Here is a 25,298-nt window from a genome sequence, read left to right as displayed (position 1 = left end):
GGTGGACCTTTTCATGCATTGAAAGAATTAGATTAAGCTTGCTTCTGCTTCTTTAGATAAGGATAAGAGCTGTTGCTTAATTTCCTCAGCATTTATTTGACGTTGGGCAACTCCTGTTTCCATTGCAGCATTTGCAACTGCTTCAGCTACATGTGCAGCTACTCTTGGATCGAATGGATCAGGAATTACATAATCAGCATGTAATTCTGCATCTGTGATTAATCCCGCAATGGCATTAACCGCAGCTACTTTCATTTCCTCGTTGATTTCCTTAGCGTGTACTTCTAATGCACCGCGGAAAATACCTGGGAAAGCTAGAACATTATTAACTTGGTTTGAGAAATCTGAACGGCCAGTTCCAACAACAAAGGCACCCGCTTCCTTTGCATCTTCCGGCATGATTTCCGGAATTGGATTTGCCATTGCAAAAATGATTGATTTCTCATTCATCGTTTGTACCATTTCTTTTGTCACAACACCTGGAGCTGACACGCCTACAAATACATCTGCCCCAACAAGAGCATCTGCAAGTGTACCTTGTTTTTGCTCTTTATTTGTGATACTAGCTAGTTCTTCTTTGAAAGGATTCATTCCGACTGGACGGCCTTCATAGATAATTCCTTTTGTATCACATAAAATAACATCTTTTACACCCATGTTCAGTAACAGTTTAACAATTGCAACACCAGCAGAACCAGCACCGTTTGCTACTACACGAATGTCCTCTAGCTTCTTGTCAACAAGTTTTAAAGCGTTTAGTAATCCCGCAGCAGTGACAATCGCTGTACCATGTTGATCATCATGGAAAACCGGAATATTGCATGCTTTTTTAAGTCTTTCCTCAATTTCAAAGCATTGAGGCGCTGCAATATCTTCTAAGTTTACGCCGCCAAATGTCGGTTCCATTAATTTTACAGTTTCAACAATCTTGTCAGGATCCGTTGTATCAAGGCAAATTGGAAATGCATCAACATCTGCAAAGGATTTGAATAATAATGCTTTTCCTTCCATTACAGGCATGGCAGCCTTTGGACCTATATTTCCAAGACCTAGTACAGCTGTTCCGTTCGTCACAACAGCAACTAGATTTCCTTTCATTGTGTATTCATATGCTTTGCTGTCGTCTTCAAATATGTCCAAGCATGGTTCAGCTACACCTGGGGAATAAGCAAGGCTTAAATCATGCGCATTACGTACTGTAACCTTTGAGTGAACACCTAGCTTTCCTTTATTTTCTTTGTGTAACTTTAATGCTTTTTCACGTAACGTTGACATTTGAGTGGTCTCTCCTTTGGGATAATTAATAGAATAATAATGTTAGTAAAAAGTTAATATAATCTGTGACTCTTTGAGAAGATCTTAAACTGCAACTAGTTTAACTGAGCGGTTGTAGAAGGAAATCACCTCAGTAAGAATGGTGTAGCCTTTAATACTTTTCAATGCTTCTTTTGCTTCTGCTTCTGTTTTGAACTCATAAATCTTTGTTTCTTCATTTTGAAAGGCGGTGATTACCCACATCATAACTTCTTCCATTTTAAGATCAATTCTCCCTTTTACTTTTTTTGCTTTTACCTGTTAACACTCGCTATTATAACAGCCTGACATGAATTTTAAATACTTTCTACAAAAGAAGTCAAAAGATTACAAAAAAAATCTATTTTTATCGCCTTTTTCTATAAAAAATATCTTGTTTTTTGATTAATTTTCAAAAAAATTCTCTTTGATAAATACAAATTGGACATGGTTATTTAAAATAACCCTTGAAAAAAGCTTTTTATTGTCGAAAAAGGGCAATACTAAATTAGACATATTGAAACGAAGATGATGTAAAATGGACTTGACTATAATCTTTCGAATTCTAATAAAAAATGTTAGAAGTAAAGTTAGTCCAACTTAGCAATTCAAAATGGAAAAAAAGGAGTCGTTAATATGGCAGATGAAAAAGAAGTAACTAAGGATCAGAGTGAGGAGGCTGTCCTTAACAAAGCAATAGAAGGAGATACAATTGAAATTAAAAAAGGTCCTATGAAAGGGAAAAAGGGGACAGTCATCGTATCCAGGGAAAACTCCGTTATTGTAGAAATTGGAACAAATTCAAAAACAGATGAACCTATTAAAACAGTAGTGAATCATAAGAATTACAAAAAGGCAAAATAGAATTGTCATACATATGAATGAAAAAGCGCTTCTATCTTAGTAGAAACGCTTTTTTATTTGTAAATAGCTCTTATTACTGTCAAATGACATACAAAAATACAGATAAGAAATGTGCGCAGCTTCCAAATAAGATAAACATATGGAAGATTTCATGGAAACCTACATGTTTCAATTGGAGGATTTTCGGTTTGACCGCATAAATAATCCCGCCAATAGTATATAGTATCCCGCCCATAACTAGTAGATAAAGTCCTACTGGATTCATACTTTGAGATAATGGCGAAATAACGACTATGACCATCCAGCCCATGGCAATATAGAGCACAGTGGACAACCATCTTGGACAATGAAACCAAACCATTTTAAATATGACTCCACATATCGCAACAACGCTAATAATGGAAAATAGCACCCAGCCAAGCAATCCTTTTAGGCTGATTAAACAAAAGGGAGCATAGGTTCCAGCGATTAAAATGAAAATCATGGAGTGATCTAATTTTCTTAAAAAGGCTATAACCTTGTCTTTGGCCATAACCATGTGGTAGGTGGCAGATGCTGAATAAAGAAGAATCATACTGATTCCGAATACAATTACTGCTGTAATTGTAATTGGCGATCCATTTGTTTGTGATGCTTTGATGACCATTGCAAGTAGTGCGATAAAAGCAAGAAAGGCCCCAGCTAAATGAGTCAGTCCATTTATCGGTTCGCGAATATAATTTCTCATTTGAATCCTCCTATAACAACAAGTGGTTTTTATAACTACTTATAATAATATACATATTACATCAGGTAGTCAATGTTTACTTCGATTTGAATTTAAAGTAAGATAGGATTAAATCTTACAGAAAAGAAAAGGAAATTGAGGTTTGTATGGAACATATTAATCATTTGATAGAGCAGCTTGGATTGGAAAATAACATTACATTAGAGGATATGCCCAATATTGACTTGTACATGGATCAGGTTATTCAATTATTTGAAAGTACGTTTAACAGTAGCAAAAGAGATGCTGATGATAAAGTTTTAACAAAAACCATGATTAACAATTACGCAAAAGGCAAGTTGCTTATTCCAATTAAAAATAAGAAATACTCTAAAGAGCATCTTATCCTAATCAGTCTGATCTATCAGTTAAAAGGAGCCCTTTCAATTAACGATATTAAAGCGACATTGGATGGAATCAATCAAAAGGTTGAGGCAAAAGATCTGGATTTAGAGTATTTTTATCGCAGCTATCTTGAATTATTTCAAAACAATGCTTCCCGTTTCAAAGAAGATATTAAACTTAGAGCTGTTGAAGCTGCTGAAGAGGTGAAGAAACTCGATGATCATAATGCTGATTATTTGGAGAAGGTGTTATTAGTCTCTTCTTTGGTAAATATCAGTAATTTATATAGAAGAGCTGCAGAAAGGTTAGTAGATGAGATTGTACTTGCTAAAAAAGAAGAGTAACCATATCAATTGATATGGTTACTCTTCTTTTTTATTTGTTTTTCTTATTTTCTCTAGCTGCTTTCTTTCTGGCCTTTTTACTTAATCCAGCTTCTGCGCCGAATTCCGTATCACTGCTTCCGGTATGTGGCTGATTTCGGTTATTATTTTTGTTTGTCATATGATATGCTCCTCCTTCTTATGTATACAAATTCTGATTGATAAGACTTAACTAACCATATACATTTTAGCTGCTTTTTATTGTTTTCACTGGTGCAGGCTAAGTAAGCAATCAATCGAAAAGTTAGAAGTGAAAACCTATTAAAAAGTAGCTGAACTTATTATGAGTGTTATCCATCATGATTATTCTTGATTTTTTATATATTTTATTTTTTAAATATAGTAATTGTTATGTATGAAAATATTTAATAGGTATAAAAAAGAGAGAGGCCACTGCCCTCTCTCTTTAATTACCTTTATTAGAACGTAGTGCGTATTGGTGCTCCTCATTTAAGGAGTCGGAAATAGCAGCAGTTAAACTATAGTCACCGTTTGTATCATGACCAGCCTCCCATAGCATCATGCCACCAAAGCCATTATCCAGAGCGAGTTTCGTTTTCTTTTGTACAGTAGCAATTCCATTGTAATGGTAAGTGGTTCCATTCATCACAACGGTATCCTGACCTGCATTTTCTGGGTTCTGGTTGATTATGGCTGCATAGGATATTTGTTTAACGTTTGGATCCTCCGGCTGTGCATAAAAGGGCACGCCTAATACAAGTTTTTCTTTTGCAATCTGATGACTGTCAAAAAGACCTGTCCAATAGCTAACTATATTTTCTATATAATGATAGGGTGCTAAGTTAGCTGCATTGTAACCGCCGTCCCACTGACCATCATAAGCCATGATATTGACATGGTCCACATAATTAAACATGTCTGGTTCATAGATAACATTGTGAATTTCGGTTCCAGCAACGCTATGAACTTTTGCATTGACTGCAATAGATAATTCTTTACCCCTAAGATGAAGCTGTTCACTTAATTCTTGAGTGAAAACAGTTAAATTTTGCGCGTCCTCTGTTGAACGAGGGTGTTCAAAATCAATATCGATGCCATCCAGTTTTTCGCGCTCTGCCATACCTGTAAGCTCTGTTACCAGTTTAGTCCGGGAATCTGGATTTGAAATAGCTTCCTTAAAATAGGCATAGGATTCACCGCCCTGGATGTGATACCATCCGCCAACAGCAAGAATTACCTTTGTATCCTGTTCATGCGCTTTTGATACAATGGTCCGCAAATTATTTAAAGCAGTGTCGCCGTTAAATAATAGACTTCCGTCCTTTGTAGGATGAGCAAATGAAAAAATGATATGTGTTAAGTCTGCATAATTTACGATGTTTGGATCACGGAAATCCTGCACATAGCCCATTAACACCTTTGACTGTGCCGGCTCGTTTTTTTGTTCCTGCTTTGGTTCTGAGTTTGACCTCGGTTTATCCTTTTTAACTGTTTGCTGTTCGCTTTTTATCGTATCAGCCTGTTGTTGGCCTTTATTGTTCGAATACAAGACTCCTGCAAAAAAACCTCCGCTAAAGACAATGATGGTAAGCAGAGTAAATAGGAGATTACGAATCTTCAAAGAAACATCCCTCCCAATAAATGATTCATACATATGATTATATCAAAATAGTAAGTGGATAATGGCTGGTAATGTTAGGAAGGCTTTAGTAAAGGTGGAAGGATGGGAGATGAATGTATGTAAAAGGACATCTACATCGAAAAAGTGGATGTCCTTTCAGAAATAGTGGATTAACGAAAACGGTAGCCCGCACCCCATAGGGTGTCAATGTATTCCGGATTGGATGGGTCGTGCTCTATTTTTTCTCTTATTTTTCGAATATGGACTGTTACAGTTGAAATGTCACCAGTACTATTGAGACCCCAAATTCGTTCAAATAATTGTTCTTTGCTGAAGACCTGGTTGGGGTTCATGGCTAAAAACGTAAGTACATCAAATTCTTTTGTTGTAAACGTGACCTCTTGATTATTCACAAATACCCGCCTTGATGTACGGTCAATAAAAAGACCGCGGATATAAAGTTCTTGGGATTCATGTTGTTTTGACGATAACCTTTCATAGCGGGACAAATGAGCCTTTACTCTAGCTACCATTTCATTTGGGCTGAAGGGTTTAACCAAATAATCATCAGCTCCTAATCCCAAACCTCTAATCTTATCAATTTCCTCCTTTTTTGCAGTTACCATAATAATGGGGATTTCTTTGCTGCTTCTCACTCTTTTACAAATTTCAAATCCGTCCATATGGGGGAGCATTACATCAAGTAGGATTAAATCAAAATCTTCATTAAGTGCCTTACGTAGGCCTGCATCTCCTGTTAACTCAATATCTGTTTGAAAACCGTTAATTTCCAAATAATCGCGCTCTAATTCAGCAATGCTTTTCTCATCTTCAATTATCAATATTTTTTTCATGATGTAACCTCCTTCGAACAGAAACAGTGTGGCAGGGTAATGCTGATTCTTGTTCCAACTAATAGCACACTTTCTGCTTGAATCAAGCCTTTATGCTCTTCAACAATCATTCTAGCAATGGAAAGACCCAGTCCGCTTCCTCCGGTTAATTTGTTCCTTGATTTTTCGGCACGATAAAATTGATCAAAAATAAACGGAATTGATTCTTCCGGTATTCCTGATCCATTGTCTTCAATGGTAAGGGTAATTTTATTCTTTGTAGAGATGAGAGACAAATTGAGCTTTTTTTCATCCTTATTCATATACTTTAAGCTATTATTAATGATATTCGCTAAAACACGTTTAAATTTTTCCCGATCCATAAGGACAGGGTAATGAATTACAGGATTGTATTGAAAATCAATCCTTACGTTTTGTTTCTGCAAATCGAAGCTTAATTCCTCAAGGTAATCGATTAAATAGTCTTTTATATCAACCATTTCTAAATGAAAAGGTAATTTTCCTAAATCCAGCTTTGAAAATAAAAAGAGCTCATCAATTAAGTGGTCCATATCAACGGCCTTTGTATAAATTGTCTGCATATAATGTGATCTTTTTTCTGGTGTATCTGCAACCCCGTCGCGAAGTCCTTCGATATACCCTTTAATAGAGGTAATCGGTGTTTTTAAATCATGTGAAATACTTGCAATTAATTCTTTTCGGTTTTCTTCATATTGCTTTTGAAGCTGATGTGATTGTGATAATTGACTTCTCATTTCTTCAAATGCTAGTGTAAGCTGTCCGATCTCGTCATTTCGTTGGACAGAGATGGAATGTTCGAGATCTCCATTTTTAATATAATTAGCTGCTGTCTTCAAATGGTTAATCGGTTTAATAATACTTTTGGAAACAAAATAAGTTAGCAGACCATTTGTGCCAACTAAGATTAGTAGCAGCAAACTAAATAGAATTGGGAAGAAGGTTTTCACAAATTGATTCCAAGGGCTTGCATCCTTCATTAAAAAAAGAGAAATTTTTTCACCGTTTTGAAGAAAAAAATCATGCTGTTTAATTGAAAAGGTCTGATTTCCGACATGTTCAAGATTTCGGAAGCTTATTTCAGTTCCAAATTTAGGAAGATTGGTAGCTTGAATCGTTAGCAGGTCATTTGTTGCATAAAAAATCTCACTTTCTTTACGAATAATAAGCCCAGTTTCAATTTTATTAAATCTTTCTGTCAATGATTCTAAATAATCTTCGTTCATCAACACATCCGGATTCTTAGCTGATAGTTCTTTTAACTCCAAAAATAAACGAGTATCCTCTTGAACGGTTTTGTGATATTGGTGACTTTCGGGTAAAAATTGAGCTATTTCACGAAAATCTCCGAGAAAAACAATCACCAATAGGATGGAGCCAAAGAAAAATAGGATGATCGGAATCAAAATCATCGCAAGATTCGAAAGGATAAGCCGGAATTTGATGGACATAAGATTAAACACCCTTTAATTATGCTTCTTTTTTACTAAACATATAATAGCCTAGTGTAAAAAACAATGTGAAAGCGGAACACAAATATGTGACAGATTGAAATATTGAACGAATCGACATATTTCCAAGCCACTGCATATACCAATCAAGATAGGAGACTGGCAGTACATATAACAGATTAGGCGTGATATATGGGATAAATATCATAAAGAGATATAGGACAATCATGCTCGATATGGCAAGAATGCTTGAACGGATAATAAGTGCAATCATGACAGCCATAACAGTAATAACCATTAAGGGAACCCATGATAGGAGAAATACACCCAGACTGGCAAATATCTTGGTAATCTCGAGGCTTTTATCAATCAGGCCACTGCTTATGATAACAGATACCCATACGGATAAAAGTTGAATAAGAGTAAGGAATCCGATTGCCATTGTTTTGGATAGAAACAGCTCTATTCTGCTGATGGGACGAACCGGTAATAATGTACCCCGTTCCTCCTCACCGGTAAACAAATCAGTAGCTTCAATAAAGATAAATAAGGGAAGAAAGACAGTAATAAACAGATCTAATAAGGTGAAATTAATATTTTCGGCCGGAAGGTCCATCCAATTCGTAATAAAAAGTCTACTCACAATGAGCTTGAATAAGGATGGAAATACGATAGCCATGGTTAGAAACAACTTCGTTACTTTCTTGGCAAGCAATTTTTCAAGTTCATTTTTCCAATTAGCCAAGGTTGTATTCATATTAAGACCTCCCCATTTTTTCGACGTATGCTTCTTCTAGGGATTGAGTATTTGCATCATAGAAAGATGCTTCCCCGTTAATAAGAAAACAAAAGCGATGACATATTTTTTCTAGCTCAGATATATGGTGACTAGAAATCACAAAGGTTACACCTTCATTTTGCGAGACCTCTTGAATCGTTTTTCTTAACAGAAGCAGTCCATCGATATCAAGCCCGTTTGTCGGCTCATCTAAAATAATTAATCTCGGCTTTGAAATAAGAGTAGTGGCAATCCCAAATCGCTGCTTCATGCCCATTGAAAACGAGTGAATTTTCTCATTTTTAAATGCGATTAAACCAGTTTGCTGCAACACTTTATCGATGTCTGCCTTTTTTATTCCATTATATAAGCGGGAAATCATCTTAAGATTTTGATCTGGGGTCATGTTTTCATATGCTGCCGTAGGGCCTATTAGGGCACTAACAGGAGTTATGGCTTGTTTAAAGTTCTTTTGAAGGTCGTTGCCAAATAGGGTAACACGTCCGCTATCGGGATTCCTAAGTCCTGTCATGCATTTTAATAAGGTCGTCTTTCCAGCTCCATTTGGACCAAGGATACCTATGATTTCACCTTGATTAATAGAGAAACTGATATTGCGAATACCTCTGCCATTTTTAAATTGCTTCGACAAATTTGCTATAACCACTGCTTGTTCCAATCGTGTCACCTCAAAAAAGTTACTTTTTACTGTTAATCAATGAGGGAAGGGATCCCTCATTGACCGTCGGCAGTTATTTTATTTACGAATAGTACTATGATCAAACTCGATTACTTTATCAGCCGGAATGTCAACTGGTGCTACAGTTGTTTGATTATAATCTGAAACGTTCATTGTTATATTTAAAGCAAGCTCATGCGCTTTACCCTGTTTATCTTTGCCGGTTACGACAGCTCTCATCGTTTGCTTCTCTATATAATTTTTGTCGGTTACTTCAGCCGTTAATTTGATTTGCTTAAATGTAATGTCATGATCTAACTCAGGAATAGTTGGTTGAATATGAAAATTTGAATCCTTCGTTTCATTATTATCTTGAATCATGACGGCGTGTTTAATCATTAATGTGCTGAAGGCATTAGCTGTAAGGGGAATTTCTTTTCCAGTCAAATCAAGTTCAACTAAATGATTACCGTCTTTCTGTTCTGTCACCGTAATTTGCTGCTGCAGATTCTTTGTCATCACATCTATGAGGTTTTCGACATCATCTTGAAGCTCAGCAGTGTTTTTGTGATGAGGATTGTTTGTTGTATCCATCTTATAAACTTTATCTACGCCTTCCTTCATCACATACCAATTTCCATCCTGCTTGTACATGTTCATATGGCTTTTCTCTGTTTCATTTGCCATATGTGATGAGATGGTACTAACACCATGAACGGTATCTGATTTAAAAGTAGTGTCTGCTGAAAAGATAGATTCCTTGTTATCCTCTACATTCATGTTCATGCTCAACGTTGCACTATTTGCATGGTGTGTTTGCTTTAGTGCTGATTTGTAAAGATCATAACCAGATGTATTTGCCGAGATGGAATAGACACTACCTAACAAAAAAGTGCCGCTTATTCCGATAACAGCGAAAATCTTTTTATTCATCGTAATTTCCTCCAATTATATTTTTCATACATTCCAAGTGTAGTAGACAGTTCTAAAGGGGAGCTAAACAAAATATTAAATTTTTCTTAAATAGTAAGGTGGTTCTTTCCTTTATATTCGGCTATTATGTTAAGGGACAAAGGTAAAACTAGTAATTAGGAAGCAGCAGAACCGTCCCGTTGCTTCTTTTGAAATACAATTGGAGGGTGTTTGATGGATTATAAGGTGCTTTTTTTAGATATTGATGGAACGATTTTAAAGCCTGATCATACTTATTCGGAATCGACGAAGGAGGCTATTTCTCAATTATTGGAGCAAGGAATTGAAGTTTTTATTGCTACAGGGAGGCCGCTTCATGAAATTATGGAGCTTGCAAAGGAGTTACATATCCAGTCGTTTATTGGACAAAATGGTGCGTTAGCTGTCTATCAAGGTAAGACCGTTGTTGATGAACCCCTGAGTAGAGAGCATGTAGAAAGATTCTTAGAAATCGCTAAAGAAAATAAACATGAACTAATCCTTTTTACAAATGAAAAGAATTATCTTACCTCACTGGATCATCCAAAGGTGAAGGGCTTTCTAGAAGCATTTCAAATGAAAGAAAATCATCTATTTACTGAAGAGGTAATTGAACATATATTAGGACTCACAGTGCTGAATATAGAAGATTCTTCGCAGACATCACTCTATGAATTTGATGAGACCATCCGATTGTCACAGGTAAATGTAGAGGGTAATAAGCATGCCTATGATATGATTCGAACGAATGTAAATAAAGGGGAAGCGGTGAAAAGGCTGCTGCAGCATTTACAAATACCGAAGGAACAAGCGATTGCTTTCGGAGACGGCATGAATGACAAAGAAATGCTCCAGGCTGTTGGCGAAAGCTTTGCGATGGAGAATGCGAATCCAGAATTGTTTCAATATGCCAAGCATAAAACAACCTCCGTAATGGATTCCGGTATTTATCATGGATTGCAGAAGTTAGGATTGGTCAAGTAGTAATCGGAAAAGAAGCCAGATGGAGTGTGGATAGATGAAGATATCGAATGTACTAGTGGTCAGCCCAATGCATAAGGATATTCAATGGTTACTGTCGGAGAAAAAGATACAGAAGAATTTTCGGTACCTACCTGAAGATCAGGTTGCAGAGCATGATTTAGAATGGGCGGATGCCTTTGTTGCGTTTAATATTAAGACACAGTTTGATTATCGGCATGTAAAATGGGTACATTCTCTTGGAGCTGGTGTCGATAGCTTTTTATTTAAGAAAGAATGGCCTGAGCATGTATTATTAACGAGAACCATATGCTCCTTTGGACAAAGAATTGCTGAATTTTGCTTGAGCTACATATTAAAAGATATACAGTTTCATGATCTGTTTCATCAACATAAGCTTGAAAAACATTGGGAGCCCATGACGCCGGGTTTATTGTGCGAGCAAAAGGTGATGATTTTTGGTACTGGTGAAATCGGTCAAACTGTAGCAAGGATTCTTACTTTTTTGGGTGCTGACGTTTATGGCGTGTCATTAAGCGGTAAAGAAAAAGAGTTTTTCACAGAAGTTAAGTCAATGGAAAGCTATGAAGCACGATTGTATGAGATGGATTATATTATTAACACTCTGCCGTTGACAGAAAACACAACAGGTCTTTTTGATTCTGCATTTTTTAATGGTGTTTCCAATGTGGGCTTTCTAAATGTTGGGAGAGGAGCATCGATGGATGAAGAGGCCTTACTGCAGGCTTTACATAATAAGCAAGTACGATTTGCTGTTCTTGATGTGTTTCATAACGAACCACTGCCAGAGGAGAACCAATTATGGCAGCATCCAAAAGTATGGATAACCCCGCATATATCAGCCGTAACAACTCCTAGTGAAGGAGTCGATTGCTTTGTTGATACACTTATGAAGCTTGAAGAGAATCAGCCTCTTGCAAATAAAGTAGACATTCTTAAAGGATATTAAATAATTGTTAGAAAAGAAAAGGAGCTGTCCTAATGGAGAGCTCCCAAATCATATATAAATGAATTAGTTGATTTCTTTAAATTATTGGTTAATCTTCCATTGTAGATAAATCACCTGTTGGAAGACCAAGCTCCCATGCTTTTAGGACGCGGCGCATGATTTTTCCTGAACGGGTCTTCGGCATGGTTTCCCGAACCTCGAATAAACGAGGGGCTGCGTGAGCGGCAAGCTTTGTTTTGACAAAATTACGGATTTCCAGCAGCAATTCCTCGCTCTCTGTATAGCCGGAACGCAATGTGATGAAGGCTTTAATCACTTCGCCGCGAACAGGATCTGGAACACCGATAACACCGGCCTCTGCAACTGCAGGGTGTTCAACCAGCTTGCTTTCAACCTCGAATGGACCTACGCGCTCTCCTGATGTGTTAATAACATCATCGACGCGGCCTTCAAACCAAAAATAGCCATCAGGATCCTTGTATGCTGAGTCGCCTGTTACAAACCATCCATTAAGGAAATATTGTTCGTAACGCTCTGGGTTATTCCAAATGGTGCGAACCATTGCAGGCCACTGTGGTTTAATGGCCAAATTACCCATATGGTTAGGCGGCAGCTCATTTCCCTGATCATCAATAATACTTACTTCAATTCCCGGTAATGGTTTACCCATTGAACCTGGACGGATTGGATTACTGCGGAAATTTGCACAAATAGCAGAACCCGTTTCTGTCATCCACCAGTTATCATGAATACGAAGGTTAAGTGTTTCTAGTCCCCAACGAATAACCTCAGGGTTTAATGGTTCTCCTGCTGATAACATATGGCGAAGGTTAGATAGATCATATTTCTTCGGAAGCTCATCCGTATTCCCCATAAGTAAACGTAAGGCTGTTGGAGCGCTGAACCATACCGTTACTTTATACTTTTCTAATGTTTCAAACCATTCATTGGCATCAAAGCGTCCGCCTCGGAGTACATTTGTCACGCCGTTCAGCCATGGAGACCACATTCCCGCTGATGTTCCTGTTACCCAGCCTGGATCTGCTGTACACCAATAGATATCATCTTCTCTTAAATCATATACCCATTTTCCTGAAAGGTACTGATGAATCATGGCATCATGGACTTGAAGCACACCCTTTGGTTTGCCTGTAGAGCCGGAAGTATAGATTAATAGCATTCCATCCTCACGATCCACCCATTCGATTGTATACTCATTTGAGCCTTGCATTAAGTCTGTAAATAAAATTTGATGCTCTTCAGCTGCTTCGTCGGCGCCAACTAGAATCACATATTGTAAATCTGGTAGTTCATTTACAGGGATTCGTTCTAGAAGCTCAGGTGTTGTGACAACTGCTTTAGCACCACTGTCTAATAATCGATCTTTAACAGCTTCCTCCATGAACGCCTCGAACATCGGTCCAGCAATAGCACCAATGCGGATGATGCCAAGCATAGCAATATATAGCTCAGGGCTTCGAGGCATAAAGATAAAAACTCTATCACCTTTTTCAATGCCCTTTGCACGTAAACCATTAGCAAATTGACAAGATAGCGCTTTCAAGTCAGAAAATGTATACTCTTCTTCGCGGTGTGAGTCACAATAGATAAAAGCTTTTTTATCTCCTTTGCCTTCATCCACATGACGGTCGATTGCTTCGTATACCATATTGACTTTGCAGGTTTTTGACCATGTAAAATTCTGTTCAACATTCTTCCAATCCATTTCCTGAACTGCATTCTCATAGTTTTGGAGATTTGCAGTAGTATCAATCATTTCAATTTGTTCTTTTAACGTATTTTCCATCAAAAACCCTCCTTATTATCTCGAAATAATGTTATGTAACAGTTGAAATATTATAGTTTGTATTATAACACCATTCGCCAATATTTGCCAATATTTTTCGAAAATTTCCAATTAACTAAAATATAAAACATTTTTTGACAACTATCCTAGAAGATTTTCCAACTGAAACAGAAAAATTTTTGTTCTATTATTCACTCTGTTACAATTTAATGGCTAGGAACAATACTTTATGAAGAAATAATGAAAGGGTGAAGGATGATGAAATATAATTTTGATGAAATAGTCAATCGCAGAGGTACCTACTCTGTTAAGTGGGATGGCGGAGACTTAATTAAAACGATGGGTTTGACGGATCGTTATGACGAAGAAACGTTGCCGTTATTTACTGCAGATATGGATTTACCCGTACCAGAACCGTTATTAGAAGCCTTACATAAGACTGTTGACCATCGAATCTTTGGTTATACGATTTTTCCTCCTGAGTATTATGAGGCCATTCAGCATTGGTTTAAAAAGAGACATGACTGGGAGATTGAAAAAGAAGACATTGTCTATTGTCCAGGTACGGTATATGCAACCAATATTGCTGTTAAAGCCTTAACAAATCCTGGTGACGGAATTATTGTTCAAAGACCTGTGTATCCTCCTTTTACAAGAGCAATCGTTGAAAATGACCGGACACTTTTAAATAATAAGTTAATTTGTGATGAAGATGGCTATTACACGATTGATTTCGAAGATTTTGAGGCAAAGGCAAAAGATGAAAAAACAAAGATGTTTATCTTATGTAATCCGCATAACCCGACAGGAAGAATTTTCAATAATGAAGAATTAAAAAAATTATCTGATATCTGTTCAAAATATAATGTAATCATTGTGGCAGATGAAATTCACGGTGACATTATCAGACGTAATCAAACGTTTACTCCGATCGTCAAGATTGCAGATAAGCCTGACAATATTATTACATTTACGGCCATTAACAAAACGTTTAATTTGGCAGGACTTCATTGTACGAATGTAATTATTTCTAATCCGGATTTAAGAAAGAAATTTAGCGATGCGATTGGTATGAAATCAGCATCACCATTTACGGTTTCGGCACTTATTTCTGTTTATAGGGATGGAGAAGAGTGGTTAGAACAACTAAAGGATTATCTTGACGGTACAATTGCCTGGGTCGAACAGTTCCTAAAGGAAAGGATGCCAAAGGTAAAGGTAAGGATTCCTGAAGGGACCTATGTCATGTGGATGGACTTCAGTGGTTACGGAATATCTCCAAAGGAGGTTCACGAACGTATATATGACAGAGCAAATGTACTGCTAGAGGACGGTGTGATGTTTGGGGAAGAGGGATTAGAATATCAAAGAATTTGTATCCCATCTCCAAGACCAATGATTAAAGAAGCATTTGAACGAATGGCGAAAGAGTTTGAGGATTTACATTAAGATTCTAATAAAAAAACAGATTCCGATTAAGGAGTCTGTTATTTATTTCATTGATAGGCAGAAATAAGGTGCTCTGGGATCACTATTTTAATTATGGAATAAGTAAGGGTATTCATTTTTAAATTTTTTGAATATAATATCTTTTCAAAATGAATATTATCATGTATATTATTTTATAAGAATAATATTTCATATTCATTAGATCTATTTGTTTTACTTAGAAGATAGTAGGAAAAGAAAAATTTTTAAGTTATATTTTCTTAATATTAAAATAAGTGGAAACATTACATAAAAATAAGGAGTGAACGTTCATGCATGATTTTCATACTCATTTTATTCCATCAGAGGTTTTAGGCTGGATTAAAGATAATAAAAAGAGCGTCAATGCCCAGTGGGTAAAGAAAGAAGCTAATAAAGAGGATTTCCTTACAATTAATCAAAAATGGGGCTTTGAATTAAAACAGTCCTTTATTGATAAGGATGTCTTTAGGGCTGACCAAGAAAAGGCAGGAGTCACGCACTCATTGGTTTCTCCAATTCCTCAGTTGTTTTTGTATGATTTCCCACTAGAAATAAGCACGGAAATGTCTAGGGTGTATAACCAAGCACTAGCTACTATGGTAAAGGAATCAAATGGAAGGGTGTCAGCACTTGGAACCATTCCATTAACAAGCCCTTTGAAAGCAGCTGAAATATTAAGAGAAGCAATGAACCTTGGTCTGAAGGGGGCAATAATTGGACCTGGATTGGGCCAGCAGATGCTTTCTGATTCCTTTTTCCAGCCGTTTTTTGAAGAAGCGGACAAGCTAAAGGCCATTCTATTCATTCATCCTTTATTAAGTGATGATCCTCGCTTAAAGAGAAGAATGATGCCGAATCTAATCGGTGTTCCGTGGGAGACAACTGTTTGTGCGACAGACCTGCTGTTAAGCGGTATCGTTGACAAATACCCGAATGTTAAAATTCTGTTTGCTCATGGTGGCGGACTGCTGCCGTACCAAATCGGGCGCTTAGATAAAGGCTATGAAAAATGGGATCTTGTATCTTCCAACCTGCAAGCGCCTCCAAGTGAATATTTAAAACGTTTTTGGTATGATACGGTTCTTTGGAATGAAAACAGTCTTGATTTACTTGTGAGCCTGGTTGGGGAAGACCGAGTTGTGGCTGGATCAGATTATCCATTTGATCTGTGTGTATGGCCGCCAAAACAAATTAGTGATAAAGGGGCACAGTCCTTGCTTGAGTTTGCAGTGAAATAATGAACATTGGAATCCCTAAAGAAATGTCCATGGTTTGATTTCTTTAGGGATTTTTTCTGGAATATATCCCAAGTGGCTCTTCTTTATGAATGATATAAAGGAGAGCTTTTTATTTTTGTTCTACACAAATAAAGAATGATAGAATAGAATTATCAAGGAACGATAATTGAGTTAAGGAAGAGTGTGAGATGAAGAAAACAATCTATGATGTAGTACTAATAGTAGTTGGTTCCTTTATTTTTTCAATTGGAATTAATTATTTTACAATCCCCAATATGCTGTCAGAAGGGGGCGTAATCGGTCTTACTTTGATTGCGCACTATGTGTTCGGCTGGTCAACGGGGATCCTAAACTTTCTATTAAATACGATTCTTTTTTTGCTCGGATATAAATTTTTCGATAGGAGAACGATTTTTTATACGTTGTTTTCAATTGCGGCCTCTTCATTCTTTTTGCATTTCACAAAAGAAGCAGGAAATGTATTGACAATGGACACGTTGCTAGCCTCTATTTTTGCCGGATTATTGGTCGGTATGGGAATAGGGATTATTTTTCGTGCCGGAGGAACTTCCGGAGGAACGACTGTGCTAGCAAGAATTGCTAATCAGGTTTTAGGTTGGAGCATTGGAAAAGGTATATTGGTGATGGATGTCGTTGTGGTAGCCGGTTCGATTTTTATCATCGGAATTGAGAAAGCCATGTATACGCTTGTTGTTGTTTGGGTTGGTGCAAAAGCGATCGATTTTATCGTGGATGGGTTAGATGAGCGGGTTGCTGTTATCATTATTTCAAATCAACCCAAAAAAATCCTTCACAGCATCACAAACAGCATGTCTAGAGGACTGACTGTTCTTGATGGAAAAGGGGGGTATACTGGGAAGGATAAGGAAGTTCTTTATATCGTTATCAATAAACAGGAGCTTGTTCAACTGCAAAAAACGATTAAAGAAATTGATGAGGATGCCTATGTGACGGTTCATCATGTACACGAAGTAATGGGCAGAGGCTATAAGGCGGGCAAGTCCAAAGTGGTAAAGGATGCGTAAAATAAAGGACTATAGAACCATTAGTTAAGTAGGATAATAATACCATTGAATTCGATATGGAGATGATTTAATATAAAACCACAAGCTGCATTGCTCGTAACCATAATAAAGTTTTAACCTTTAAGCTGTAATAGGGAGTTTAACATTGAAACAGGAATGCCAAGCCTCTGTCTATACGACAAGGAGGATATGCAGGAGTGTTTCTGCAAACACCCACTTTGAGGAGTGGTGGTTTAAAACTTTCTTATACCTGTTTACGACAAAGGCGGCTACTAAAGCAATTCCTAAACCAGTTTCCACTTGGGGACTGGTTTTTTAATTGGAAAAATGCTGCTGCTAGCTAAGCCGGCAATATTGTAAGCTACATTCCTCAATATTGCCGGCTGATTTGCGTTTGAAAAACATAGTAATACTGCTTAAAGAATGTAATGGCTGATTGTGCGTTTTTAATATTATTTTTCCTGCATAAATCTGCGAGAGTCATTAATTTATTTGTTGCTATCGTTTGTTTACTTGTAGCCAGTACAAAATATATTAATGTATTGACAACAGGCTGCGGCAGCTTCATTTCATTCAGTGTACGGATGATCTTTGACTCTGGGTTAAGGGAGGGGACATATTCCTTCACTTCCATCAATACATCTTCAGTCGAATTCGATTCTAAAAACTCAGCTAACATTCTTTCTTTTTCCTCTAAGATGGATTCATCAAACATTCCGGTTCTCCTTTCTATAAATTCATTGCCGTATTTTATTAAAAATGGGTTGATTGTTTAATTGATAAATTGGTCAAAGACAAGATTTATCAGCCATAGGGAACTAATAGCAACCATTGCATATATACTTACATAGAATAAAGTTTCCATAGTAGATCCTCTTTCTTCTTTAGTGAATGGATATCAATATCTGCTACCAAGGCTTTCTTATATTATTCATTCATTTGTATTCTATCATTCTCTATTTTTCTCAACACTCATACATTATAAATGAATCCTTCTTCGGTTTTTGTCGAATGATTGGAATAAAAAAATATTTAATGTAAATGTAAAAATTTGCAACAAATCTCATGAGGAAAAAACTTTTCAAGAAATTACGGGGGTTTTCGGTAGGGATATTACATATTTCTTAACAACACGACAATATAATTTGTCAAAATAATAAAAATTGGTGGATTTGTGTATGTAAGTGCTGTAGATTAGGACTTTTGGCTTGCAGGTATCAAAATAATTCTTCGCGAATCTATACATACTGAATTTAGGCAGGGTAAAGGTACAATGGGATTCGTTCTTTAAATCTGCTATATGAATACAGTGAATAATCAAACCTTCGAACAATATGAAATTAGTATCCTATGATAAAGCTTTTGGTTGGAAATGAATGGGACAGAACTTAGGAGGGATGTTAATGTTGTTGGAATTTGATGCGAATTTGGATCAGAACGCAAGAATTAAAGTAATCGGTGTTGGCGGTGGAGGCGGCAATGCCGTAAATCGAATGATAGAGGATGGAATAGAGGGCGTTGAGTTTATTGCTGTTAATACTGATGCACAGGCACTTAAACTTTCTCGAGCAGGAATTACGATGCAAATCGGTACGGCTTTAACAAGAGGGCTTGGTGCAGGAGCCAATCCGGAAATAGGAAAACAGGCAGTAGAAGAAAGCAGGCTACAGATTGAAGAGGCGCTGGAAGGTGCAGACATGGTCTTCGTTACAGCTGGAATGGGCGGCGGGACAGGAACTGGAGCGGCGCCGGCCATTGCAGCAATTGCCAGGGAGCAGGGAGCGCTGACCATTGGTATTATTACAAGACCGTTTACATTCGAAGGCCGTAGACGTTCAACGAATGCTGCGAAGGGTATCGAAGCGATGAGACAAGCAGTTGACACGTTGATCATTATTCCAAACGACCGCTTATTAGGTGTGGTTGATAAAAAAACACCGATGCTTGCTGCCTTCCGTGAAGCGGATAATGTTCTGCGACAGGGTGTTCAAGGAATATCGGATTTAATTGCAGTTCCAGGGCTAATTAACCTCGATTTTGCAGACGTGAAAACCATTATGTCCAATAAAGGTACAGCTTTAATGGGAATCGGTATTGCGGAAGGTGAAGGAAGGGCTGTCGAAGCCGTAAAGCAAGCCATTTCAAGTCCATTACTAGAGCAGTCCATTGAAGGGGCGCAAGGGGTGCTGTTAAATATTACGGGAGGTAATGATTTAAGTCTTTATGAGGTACAAGAGGCAGCAGATATTGTTGCGTCTTCTTCTGATGAAGAATTAAATATGATATTTGGTTCTATTATAAATGAAAATCTAAAAAACAAGATTATTGTAACGGTCGTTGCGACCGGTTTTGAGGATCAGGATGCACCTTCCTTGAATAGGCCTTCCCGCCCTTCCTTGAGCAGAAGACAAAATCCAAGGACTGAGGAGCCGCGTTATTCAGTGAATGAACCGCAAAAACGTGAAGAGGTTTTGCAGCCCATTCTTGGGTATCCACAATTTAAAGAAGACTCATTAGATACACCGACTTTTTTACGGAATCGAAACAGACGGTATTAAAAAGACCTTAAAAGGATGCCATATGAATAGGGCATCCTTTTAAGGCTGTTTAAAGTTAAAGCCAATGCTTCGGGTATTGTCTAGTCTTGAACAAATTATTGTATAAAATAGAAATGGCAATAACCAGAATCGAGCAGAAAATGATGATAAACAGATAATCCCAGCCAGGCTGCGTATTAATGGCTACAACTGCACTGGCTGCAGCAGGAGGGTGTACTAATTTCAAAATAAACATTAGAAAGACAGCTATGGCTAATGTTACGCCGATTATAACAGGACTTTTACCAAACAGGCTCCATATGGATAACGCTGCAAAGGTAGAAATGAAATGTCCCCCAATAACCGGAAGAGGCTGTGAAAATGGCCCTTCATGGATAGCGAAAACAAGTAAACAAGTAGCACCAATGGGGCCGAGAACCATTGGATATCCCAGAGAAACAGCAATAAGTGATATGATACTCATCGCAATTAATCCACCTGTTGCAGAAATAACATTTTCTACTAATTTGATGCTGCTGCCTCTCCCTTTCTCTCCTTTCATTTTTGTTACATACATACTCAACATTACATTGATCGGTAAACTATTACTAGATTTTACCATGTCTCTTTCTAAACTCATTCTTTCTTTCTCCTCGAACTGTTCTTTTTAACGTATTTTCATAAAATTCATTCTAATAGAAAATAGAAATAATTTAAATGCTTTTTAATAGAAAATTACTATAAAATATTTTTTTCTACATGAAGATTTTTTTTGAATGTTCAAAAGGATATTTCTTTAAAAAAGTATTACGCTAGATTATTATAATTAATAATACATACAAAAAAGGGGATTTATATGGAATCAGTCATTCAAGAGCAACTAAATGTATTTAGGGAAAAGCGCAAAAATAGGGGAAGATTATTGATCAACTGCCCTGACCAGCCAGGGATTGTTGCCACTGTATCAAAGTTTTTATTCGATAACGGAGCAAATATTATTGAATCAAGTCAATACACAACAAATCCTGAAGGAGGAAACTTCTTCATGCGTGTTGAATTTGAATGTCCTGAAATATTATTGAAAAAGGATCAGTTGAATAATCAATTTCAGACAATAGCAGATAAATTTTCAATGGATTGGAAATTAACCTTTGTCCATGATTTGAAAAAGACAGCTATCTTTGTTTCAAAGGAACTACATTGTCTGCGTGAATTGCTATGGGAATGGCAGAATGGAGATTTACTAACGGATATTGCACTGGTTGTCAGCAATCATGAGGATTCAAGAGCGATTGTAGAAGCATTAGATATACCTTTCTACTATATACCAGCAAGCAAAGAAAATCGCGCCGAAGTAGAAGAAAAGCAGCTTAAGCTGTTAAAGGAATACGATATTGATTTAATTATCTTGGCGAGATATATGCAAATTCTCACACCTTCTTTTGTTGAAGCAAATCCATTCAAGATCATTAACATTCATCATTCGTTCTTACCTGCATTTATTGGTGCAAGACCGTATGACCGAGCATACCAGCGTGGAGTGAAAATCATTGGAGCCACATCGCATTATGTTACAAATGACCTTGATGAAGGACCAATCATTGAACAGGATGTACTGCGTGTAGACCACCGAGACCAAATAGAAGATTTGAAAAAGAGCGGACGCTCCATTGAACGAAGCGTCCTTGCAAGAGCCGTAAAATGGCATCTAGAAGACCGCGTCATCGTGCACGAAAACAAAACAATCGTATTCTAAAGGAAACCTAGGAAGCAAGGGGACGGTTCTCTTGCTTCCTTAAATGCAAGAGAAACAAATCGTGCATTGGAAGGAGGATTATATGGCTACTGTTAAACTAGTCAAAATTGATGGGGAAAGTATTCATATGTTTAATAGTGCCATCTATATTTTTGAATCAAGTTCTGGCTATACTTTAGAGTTAGAAATGATTGTTAGTGAAGTAGTGGTAAGGAAGTATAAGAATGAAATGAACTTGATTATTGAAATAGAATTAGAAGATGGCAGAATCATCAGCTCGATTATGCATGTAAAAGCACTGTCAGGCAGGCTGCCGCAGCTTAGCTTATACTGTGAAATAAATGACCCAGAGGAATATGATGGTTTTGATAGAATCCATGAAAATGATTCCGAATTTCCAAATATCGAAGAGGGCATTACAATAGAAGAAATCCGTAAAGTTGAAATGCCGAATGAAAGAATTAATCTAAAGCTGAAATTGCCAATTGATCAAGTGGAATGGCTGCAGAAGCAAAAGCCGGCGGAATTACAAGAATTTTTTAAGGAAGTTATTTATGAATATTGGCGAAAACAGGCATCTGAATAATTCGGTGTCTGTTTTAATGTAACCAAAATGAGCTTGGGAGAAGTCCCAAGCTCATGGTTATTGACTATTTTCAGTCTATTTGGAGTGTTTAACTAAATATCAAATTATTTGTTATATGCCATGGCTTATTTGTGTAAAAAAGGATCCTTTTAGGAATAGGGCACGAGCGAACGTTCTACCTTTATCCTGGAAGATTAATTTGTTCATATGGACTTGTTTTAATAAAATAGGATTGCGGCTTTTCTGCTTCCATTTTGTCCAGCTCACGGAAAAGGTTTTTATATTCTGTCAGAGAAATTTTTTCTTCAATATAACATTTTTGAAGATAATCTAATAGGTCATTGGCATGTGACGGGCTGTAGCTTTTTTCTTGAGTAAATTGATATATTAAGTTTTCTATTGTCATAGTTTTCACTCCTTAAATAGATTATTTAGCAAATGAATACGCTCTCAAAAGTAAGTATAACATGTGATATATAGAGTTTAAATTTTTATAAAATTCAAACTAACGACAGCTTTTTACAATATTTAAACATTTATATATATTGTTAAGTATTTATCAATCTCAAAAATGGTTGATTTAAAAGGTTTTATAAATAAAAAGGAATAGTATGCATGGGATTATATGGAATTAACATTTCTGGAAGTTCAGGCGATTATTGTCGAATTTGTCGGAAACTTTTTGGATAAAAGTTGAATAAAATGGTCTGAAATAGAAATTTTTTCTACCTAAACAGAATATTTTCTCCTTTTTTGTAGGTGTAGAACAATAAATTTGGAGGAGAGATAGAAAATAAAAAAGACCATCACGGCAGAGAGAGCGGAAAGAAATAAATGAGAAAACTAACCTATTCAAGCCCTATAATTGAATAGGTTAGTTTTCTGTTTATTGAGAGGCCCTTGGAGCGCTGTCAAATTGAATTTGCTTATGTGTGCCATCACAGAACGGTTTTTTATTGGATTGTCCGCAGCGGCAAAGTGAAAAAGTGGATCCAACCTTAAATGCAGCTCCTGTACTGTCAATTAATTCAACATCACCAGTTACTCTTATAGAACCATTATCGTTAATTTTAATAGTAACTTTTTCGTCATTACTCATTTTCCTATCACCCTTTCTATATAAATGGAGCTAGAATTAACTAACTATCCTTGTAGTAGAAACTTCACGTTACTAATCTATATCAATTATGAACATAAATTATTCATGTTATAATTATGAAATGTATAATTCGTCCTATATTTCTTATACTGTATAATAATTATCTTTTTGTACCAATGTATGTTATGATTAATCTTTATGATAGAAAGAGGACGTGAAAAACTGTGATAAAAATTGAAATTCCACAGCCTGATATTACGATTACTGAACGAAAACAAATTCTTAAAGAAAATGAGCCAGTCATTAAACCTATTTATGGTTTTATTGATTTCCATCTTATTCCACGGGATAAGGGAGGTATTTTCTTATTTTATAATATTAATGATGAGCTTCTTTTCGTTGGAAAAGCAAGAAAACTAAGACAGCGGATTAAAAAGCATTTCGAAGACAATGTCTCTCCGATTAAGCTTCATAGAGATGAGGTATATCGAATTGAGATTTGCGAAGTAGAGGATCCAATGGAGCGAGAGATTTATGAAACCTATATCATCAATAAATTGCATGCAAAATACAATATAGATAAGGTTTTTTATAAATAAATCCAAATTTTCCCATCGTTTATTTGCTTTCGCTTAAACGTACTGCTATGATGGGATAGAATTATTTTTGTTCATTGTAATGGAATGGATGAGTGTCAAAATGCTTTTCGTCTAAAACTTGAGCAAGGATAGTCATAATATGTGTATGAAACGCAATAGGAGGCAACAAAAATGGAACACGGTAAAGTTAAATGGTTTAATGCAGAAAAAGGTTTTGGATTTATCGAGCGTGAGGGTGCAGATGATGTATTCGTACACTTCTCAGCTATCCAAGGCGAAGGGTTCAAATCTTTAGACGAAGGTCAAAGTGTAACGTTCGACGTAGAACAAGGTCAGCGTGGACCGCAAGCTGCTAACGTACAAAAAGCATAATAATCGTATGATACATAACAGGCTCAGTATTGGGTCTGTTTTTAATTTACATTGAAACGTTAAAAGGCACAATCCTTATTTTGGATTGTGCCTTTTAATTATTAAGGCTTTGTTAAACGTAGTTGTTGATTTCCGTTCCAGCGTATAATGGCAAATAAGTCAAACACCATTTTTTAGGTAAAAGAGACCGACCTTAAGCATAGCCCTTCCATATCCTTTTTTTTGGAAGGGTTCAACTACCACAGAATTTATTATAGAGCTTCTCTAGAACGTGAAAGGACCTTGCTTTTCCATCCTACAGAGGTTACAGCCTAGTTATATAAACTCGGAATCTTTCATGTATTATTCGTACTTATAGGACAAGATCCATAACGCTGGCACACGAGGTCTTATAAGCCTCAGGCACGGTTCTCCAATGTAATCTAACGTCCTAGAGAGGCTCCATTTTAGCTTAAATATCAGTTTCAAAAACCCTACATGCATGGATTTAAACAGGTTTGAATTTGATCTTTTAACTGGATGTTACATAACAAATCGTTCAAAAAACATCTTTGCATTTGGTTTATGCAATTTCTTGGTTATTTCATCGATTAATACATAATTTTCTTTATTCGTACGGTATAAAGTTCTATGTTTAATCATGGAGAACGCAAGTCGAATCATTCGATTTCCTAAGGCGATATAGGCCTGACCTGAATATTTCCCACGTTCAATTAACTCCACATATCTTTTGTGCATTTCCGGATTATTAACAGCCAATGACTTACCAATTTGATACACGATATTCCTGAAGGGTTTTCTTCCTTGTCTTGAAATTTGATAGTGGGAGGGTTTACGGTCTCCAGACTGCTTCACAATGGGATTTGTCCCAGC

The 25,298-nt window shown here is 36.6% G+C and carries 28 protein-coding genes and 1 other RNA gene; 13 read left to right on the top strand and 16 right to left on the bottom strand.

Features of this window, described 5'->3' with window-relative positions; all coding sequences use genetic code 11:
• Positions 1–27 precede the first annotated feature (27 nt).
• Together ystJ and ACHUFV_RS14040 are read right to left on the bottom strand one after the other, a co-directional pair.
• On the bottom strand, positions 28–1,275 hold the full coding sequence (gene ystJ, locus ACHUFV_RS14045; protein WP_394235155.1) for an NADP-dependent malic enzyme: 1,248 nt from the start codon (positions 1,273–1,275) through the stop codon (positions 28–30).
• 84 nt (positions 1,276–1,359) lie between these two features.
• Positions 1,360–1,533, bottom strand: coding sequence for a hypothetical protein (locus tag ACHUFV_RS14040; RefSeq protein WP_394235153.1), 174 nt, complete (start codon positions 1,531–1,533; stop codon positions 1,360–1,362).
• Positions 1,534–1,929: 396 nt separating this feature from the next.
• Between ACHUFV_RS14040 and ACHUFV_RS14035 the strand changes: the two genes are divergently transcribed.
• Positions 1,930–2,157: a DUF2187 family protein gene (locus ACHUFV_RS14035; RefSeq protein ID WP_394235151.1), complete on the top strand. Its 228-nt coding sequence runs from the start codon at positions 1,930–1,932 to the stop codon at positions 2,155–2,157.
• A gap of 79 nt (positions 2,158–2,236) precedes the next feature.
• Here ACHUFV_RS14035 and trhA read toward each other — a convergent pair whose 3' ends face one another.
• Positions 2,237–2,884 (bottom strand): PAQR family membrane homeostasis protein TrhA, encoded by a 648-nt coding sequence (gene trhA, locus ACHUFV_RS14030; RefSeq protein ID WP_394235149.1) that lies wholly within the window; start codon positions 2,882–2,884, stop codon positions 2,237–2,239.
• 146 nt (positions 2,885–3,030) lie between these two features.
• Between trhA and ACHUFV_RS14025 the strand changes: the two genes are divergently transcribed.
• Positions 3,031–3,612, top strand: a complete 582-nt coding sequence (locus ACHUFV_RS14025; protein ID WP_394235148.1) for a DUF1836 domain-containing protein — start codon at positions 3,031–3,033, stop codon at positions 3,610–3,612.
• A 31-nt stretch (positions 3,613–3,643) separates the two neighbouring features.
• On the opposite strand, the gene ACHUFV_RS14020 is transcribed toward ACHUFV_RS14025, so the two are convergent.
• The 7 genes from ACHUFV_RS14020 to ACHUFV_RS13990 form a co-directional block, all read right to left on the bottom strand.
• Positions 3,644–3,772 (bottom strand): hypothetical protein, encoded by a 129-nt coding sequence (locus ACHUFV_RS14020; protein WP_394235147.1) that lies wholly within the window; start codon positions 3,770–3,772, stop codon positions 3,644–3,646.
• Positions 3,773–4,057: 285 nt separating this feature from the next.
• The gene (locus tag ACHUFV_RS14015; RefSeq protein ID WP_394235145.1) at positions 4,058–5,233 is read right to left on the bottom strand and encodes a glycosyl hydrolase family 18 protein; all 1,176 of its coding nucleotides are present in this window, start codon (positions 5,231–5,233) and stop codon (positions 4,058–4,060) included.
• A 170-nt stretch (positions 5,234–5,403) separates the two neighbouring features.
• Positions 5,404–6,087 (bottom strand): response regulator transcription factor, encoded by a 684-nt coding sequence (locus tag ACHUFV_RS14010; protein ID WP_394235143.1) that lies wholly within the window; start codon positions 6,085–6,087, stop codon positions 5,404–5,406.
• Positions 6,084–7,556: a sensor histidine kinase gene (locus ACHUFV_RS14005; RefSeq protein WP_394235141.1), complete on the bottom strand. Its 1,473-nt coding sequence runs from the start codon at positions 7,554–7,556 to the stop codon at positions 6,084–6,086. The genes ACHUFV_RS14010 and ACHUFV_RS14005 overlap by 4 nt, the downstream gene beginning before the upstream one ends.
• 19 nt (positions 7,557–7,575) lie before the next feature.
• Positions 7,576–8,313 (bottom strand): ABC transporter permease, encoded by a 738-nt coding sequence (locus tag ACHUFV_RS14000; protein ID WP_394235139.1) that lies wholly within the window; start codon positions 8,311–8,313, stop codon positions 7,576–7,578.
• Position 8,314: 1 nt separating this feature from the next.
• The gene (locus ACHUFV_RS13995; protein ID WP_394235137.1) at positions 8,315–9,013 is read right to left on the bottom strand and encodes an ABC transporter ATP-binding protein; all 699 of its coding nucleotides are present in this window, start codon (positions 9,011–9,013) and stop codon (positions 8,315–8,317) included.
• A 78-nt stretch (positions 9,014–9,091) separates the two neighbouring features.
• On the bottom strand, positions 9,092–9,946 hold the full coding sequence (locus ACHUFV_RS13990) for a hypothetical protein (RefSeq protein ID WP_394235135.1): 855 nt from the start codon (positions 9,944–9,946) through the stop codon (positions 9,092–9,094).
• A gap of 213 nt (positions 9,947–10,159) precedes the next feature.
• Between ACHUFV_RS13990 and ACHUFV_RS13985 the strand changes: the two genes are divergently transcribed.
• Both ACHUFV_RS13985 and ACHUFV_RS13980 read left to right on the top strand, forming a co-directional pair.
• A complete protein-coding gene (locus tag ACHUFV_RS13985; RefSeq protein WP_394235133.1) occupies positions 10,160–10,948 on the top strand; it encodes an HAD family hydrolase in 789 nt (262 codons plus the stop codon).
• A 34-nt stretch (positions 10,949–10,982) separates the two neighbouring features.
• A complete protein-coding gene (locus ACHUFV_RS13980) occupies positions 10,983–11,915 on the top strand; it encodes a D-2-hydroxyacid dehydrogenase (RefSeq protein ID WP_394235131.1) in 933 nt (310 codons plus the stop codon).
• Between the two features lie 88 nt (positions 11,916–12,003).
• Here ACHUFV_RS13980 and acsA read toward each other — a convergent pair whose 3' ends face one another.
• The gene (gene acsA / locus ACHUFV_RS13975; protein WP_394235129.1) at positions 12,004–13,722 is read right to left on the bottom strand and encodes an acetate--CoA ligase; all 1,719 of its coding nucleotides are present in this window, start codon (positions 13,720–13,722) and stop codon (positions 12,004–12,006) included.
• A 258-nt stretch (positions 13,723–13,980) separates the two neighbouring features.
• Here acsA and ACHUFV_RS13970 point away from each other — a divergent pair, with 258 nt between their 5' ends.
• The 4 genes from ACHUFV_RS13970 to ssrS all read left to right on the top strand — a co-directional run bounded on the left by ACHUFV_RS13970 (position 13,981) and on the right by ssrS (position 17,752).
• The gene (locus ACHUFV_RS13970; protein ID WP_394235128.1) at positions 13,981–15,171 is read left to right on the top strand and encodes a MalY/PatB family protein; all 1,191 of its coding nucleotides are present in this window, start codon (positions 13,981–13,983) and stop codon (positions 15,169–15,171) included.
• Positions 15,172–15,482: 311 nt separating this feature from the next.
• Positions 15,483–16,430, top strand: a complete 948-nt coding sequence (locus ACHUFV_RS13965) for an amidohydrolase family protein (RefSeq protein ID WP_394235126.1) — start codon at positions 15,483–15,485, stop codon at positions 16,428–16,430.
• A gap of 188 nt (positions 16,431–16,618) precedes the next feature.
• Positions 16,619–17,476, top strand: coding sequence for a YitT family protein (locus tag ACHUFV_RS13960; RefSeq protein WP_394235124.1), 858 nt, complete (start codon positions 16,619–16,621; stop codon positions 17,474–17,476).
• Between the two features lie 79 nt (positions 17,477–17,555).
• Positions 17,556–17,752, top strand: a non-coding RNA gene (gene ssrS, locus ACHUFV_RS13955) — 6S RNA.
• Between the two features lie 94 nt (positions 17,753–17,846).
• Here ssrS and ACHUFV_RS13950 read toward each other — a convergent pair.
• Positions 17,847–18,191, bottom strand: a complete 345-nt coding sequence (locus ACHUFV_RS13950; RefSeq protein WP_394235122.1) for a replication initiation and membrane attachment family protein — start codon at positions 18,189–18,191, stop codon at positions 17,847–17,849.
• A gap of 691 nt (positions 18,192–18,882) precedes the next feature.
• On the opposite strand from ACHUFV_RS13950, the gene ftsZ reads away from it, so the two are divergent.
• On the top strand, positions 18,883–20,034 hold the full coding sequence (gene ftsZ / locus ACHUFV_RS13945; RefSeq protein ID WP_394235676.1) for a cell division protein FtsZ: 1,152 nt from the start codon (positions 18,883–18,885) through the stop codon (positions 20,032–20,034).
• Between the two features lie 55 nt (positions 20,035–20,089).
• Here the strand turns inward: ftsZ and ACHUFV_RS13940 are convergent, their stop codons facing one another.
• Complete coding sequence (locus ACHUFV_RS13940; RefSeq protein ID WP_394235120.1) at positions 20,090–20,653, bottom strand: HPP family protein; 564 nt, start codon at positions 20,651–20,653, stop codon at positions 20,090–20,092.
• Between the two features lie 216 nt (positions 20,654–20,869).
• Between ACHUFV_RS13940 and purU the strand changes: the two genes are divergently transcribed.
• Together purU and ACHUFV_RS13930 are read left to right on the top strand one after the other, a co-directional pair.
• Entirely contained in the window at positions 20,870–21,769 is a 900-nt protein-coding gene (purU, locus tag ACHUFV_RS13935; RefSeq protein ID WP_394235118.1) for a formyltetrahydrofolate deformylase, read from the top strand.
• Between the two features lie 82 nt (positions 21,770–21,851).
• Positions 21,852–22,355, top strand: a complete 504-nt coding sequence (locus tag ACHUFV_RS13930; RefSeq protein ID WP_394235117.1) for a hypothetical protein — start codon at positions 21,852–21,854, stop codon at positions 22,353–22,355.
• Between the two features lie 181 nt (positions 22,356–22,536).
• Here the strand turns inward: ACHUFV_RS13930 and yppF are convergent, their stop codons facing one another.
• Both yppF and ACHUFV_RS13920 read right to left on the bottom strand, forming a co-directional pair.
• Entirely contained in the window at positions 22,537–22,761 is a 225-nt protein-coding gene (yppF, locus tag ACHUFV_RS13925; protein ID WP_394235115.1) for a YppF family protein, read from the bottom strand.
• A gap of 480 nt (positions 22,762–23,241) precedes the next feature.
• Positions 23,242–23,454, bottom strand: a complete 213-nt coding sequence (locus ACHUFV_RS13920; RefSeq protein WP_394235113.1) for a CDGSH iron-sulfur domain-containing protein — start codon at positions 23,452–23,454, stop codon at positions 23,242–23,244.
• Positions 23,455–23,678: 224 nt separating this feature from the next.
• Here ACHUFV_RS13920 and ACHUFV_RS13915 point away from each other — a divergent pair, with 224 nt between their 5' ends.
• Positions 23,679–24,053, top strand: a complete 375-nt coding sequence (locus ACHUFV_RS13915) for a nucleotide excision repair endonuclease (RefSeq protein ID WP_394235111.1) — start codon at positions 23,679–23,681, stop codon at positions 24,051–24,053.
• Positions 24,054–24,224: 171 nt separating this feature from the next.
• Positions 24,225–24,425, top strand: coding sequence for a cold-shock protein (locus ACHUFV_RS13910; protein WP_394235109.1), 201 nt, complete (start codon positions 24,225–24,227; stop codon positions 24,423–24,425).
• 522 nt (positions 24,426–24,947) lie between these two features.
• Here ACHUFV_RS13910 and ACHUFV_RS13905 read toward each other — a convergent pair.
• Positions 24,948–25,298: transposase (locus ACHUFV_RS13905; protein WP_394235107.1), on the bottom strand; the 351-nt coding region annotated here is incomplete at its 5' end.

Origin of the sequence: Niallia oryzisoli (assembly GCF_043641075.1) — a bacterium.
Classification (GTDB): Bacteria; Bacillota; Bacilli; order Bacillales; family Cytobacillaceae; genus Bacillus_BD; species Bacillus_BD oryzisoli_A.
This window is presented reverse-complemented; position numbering and strand designations above follow the sequence as displayed.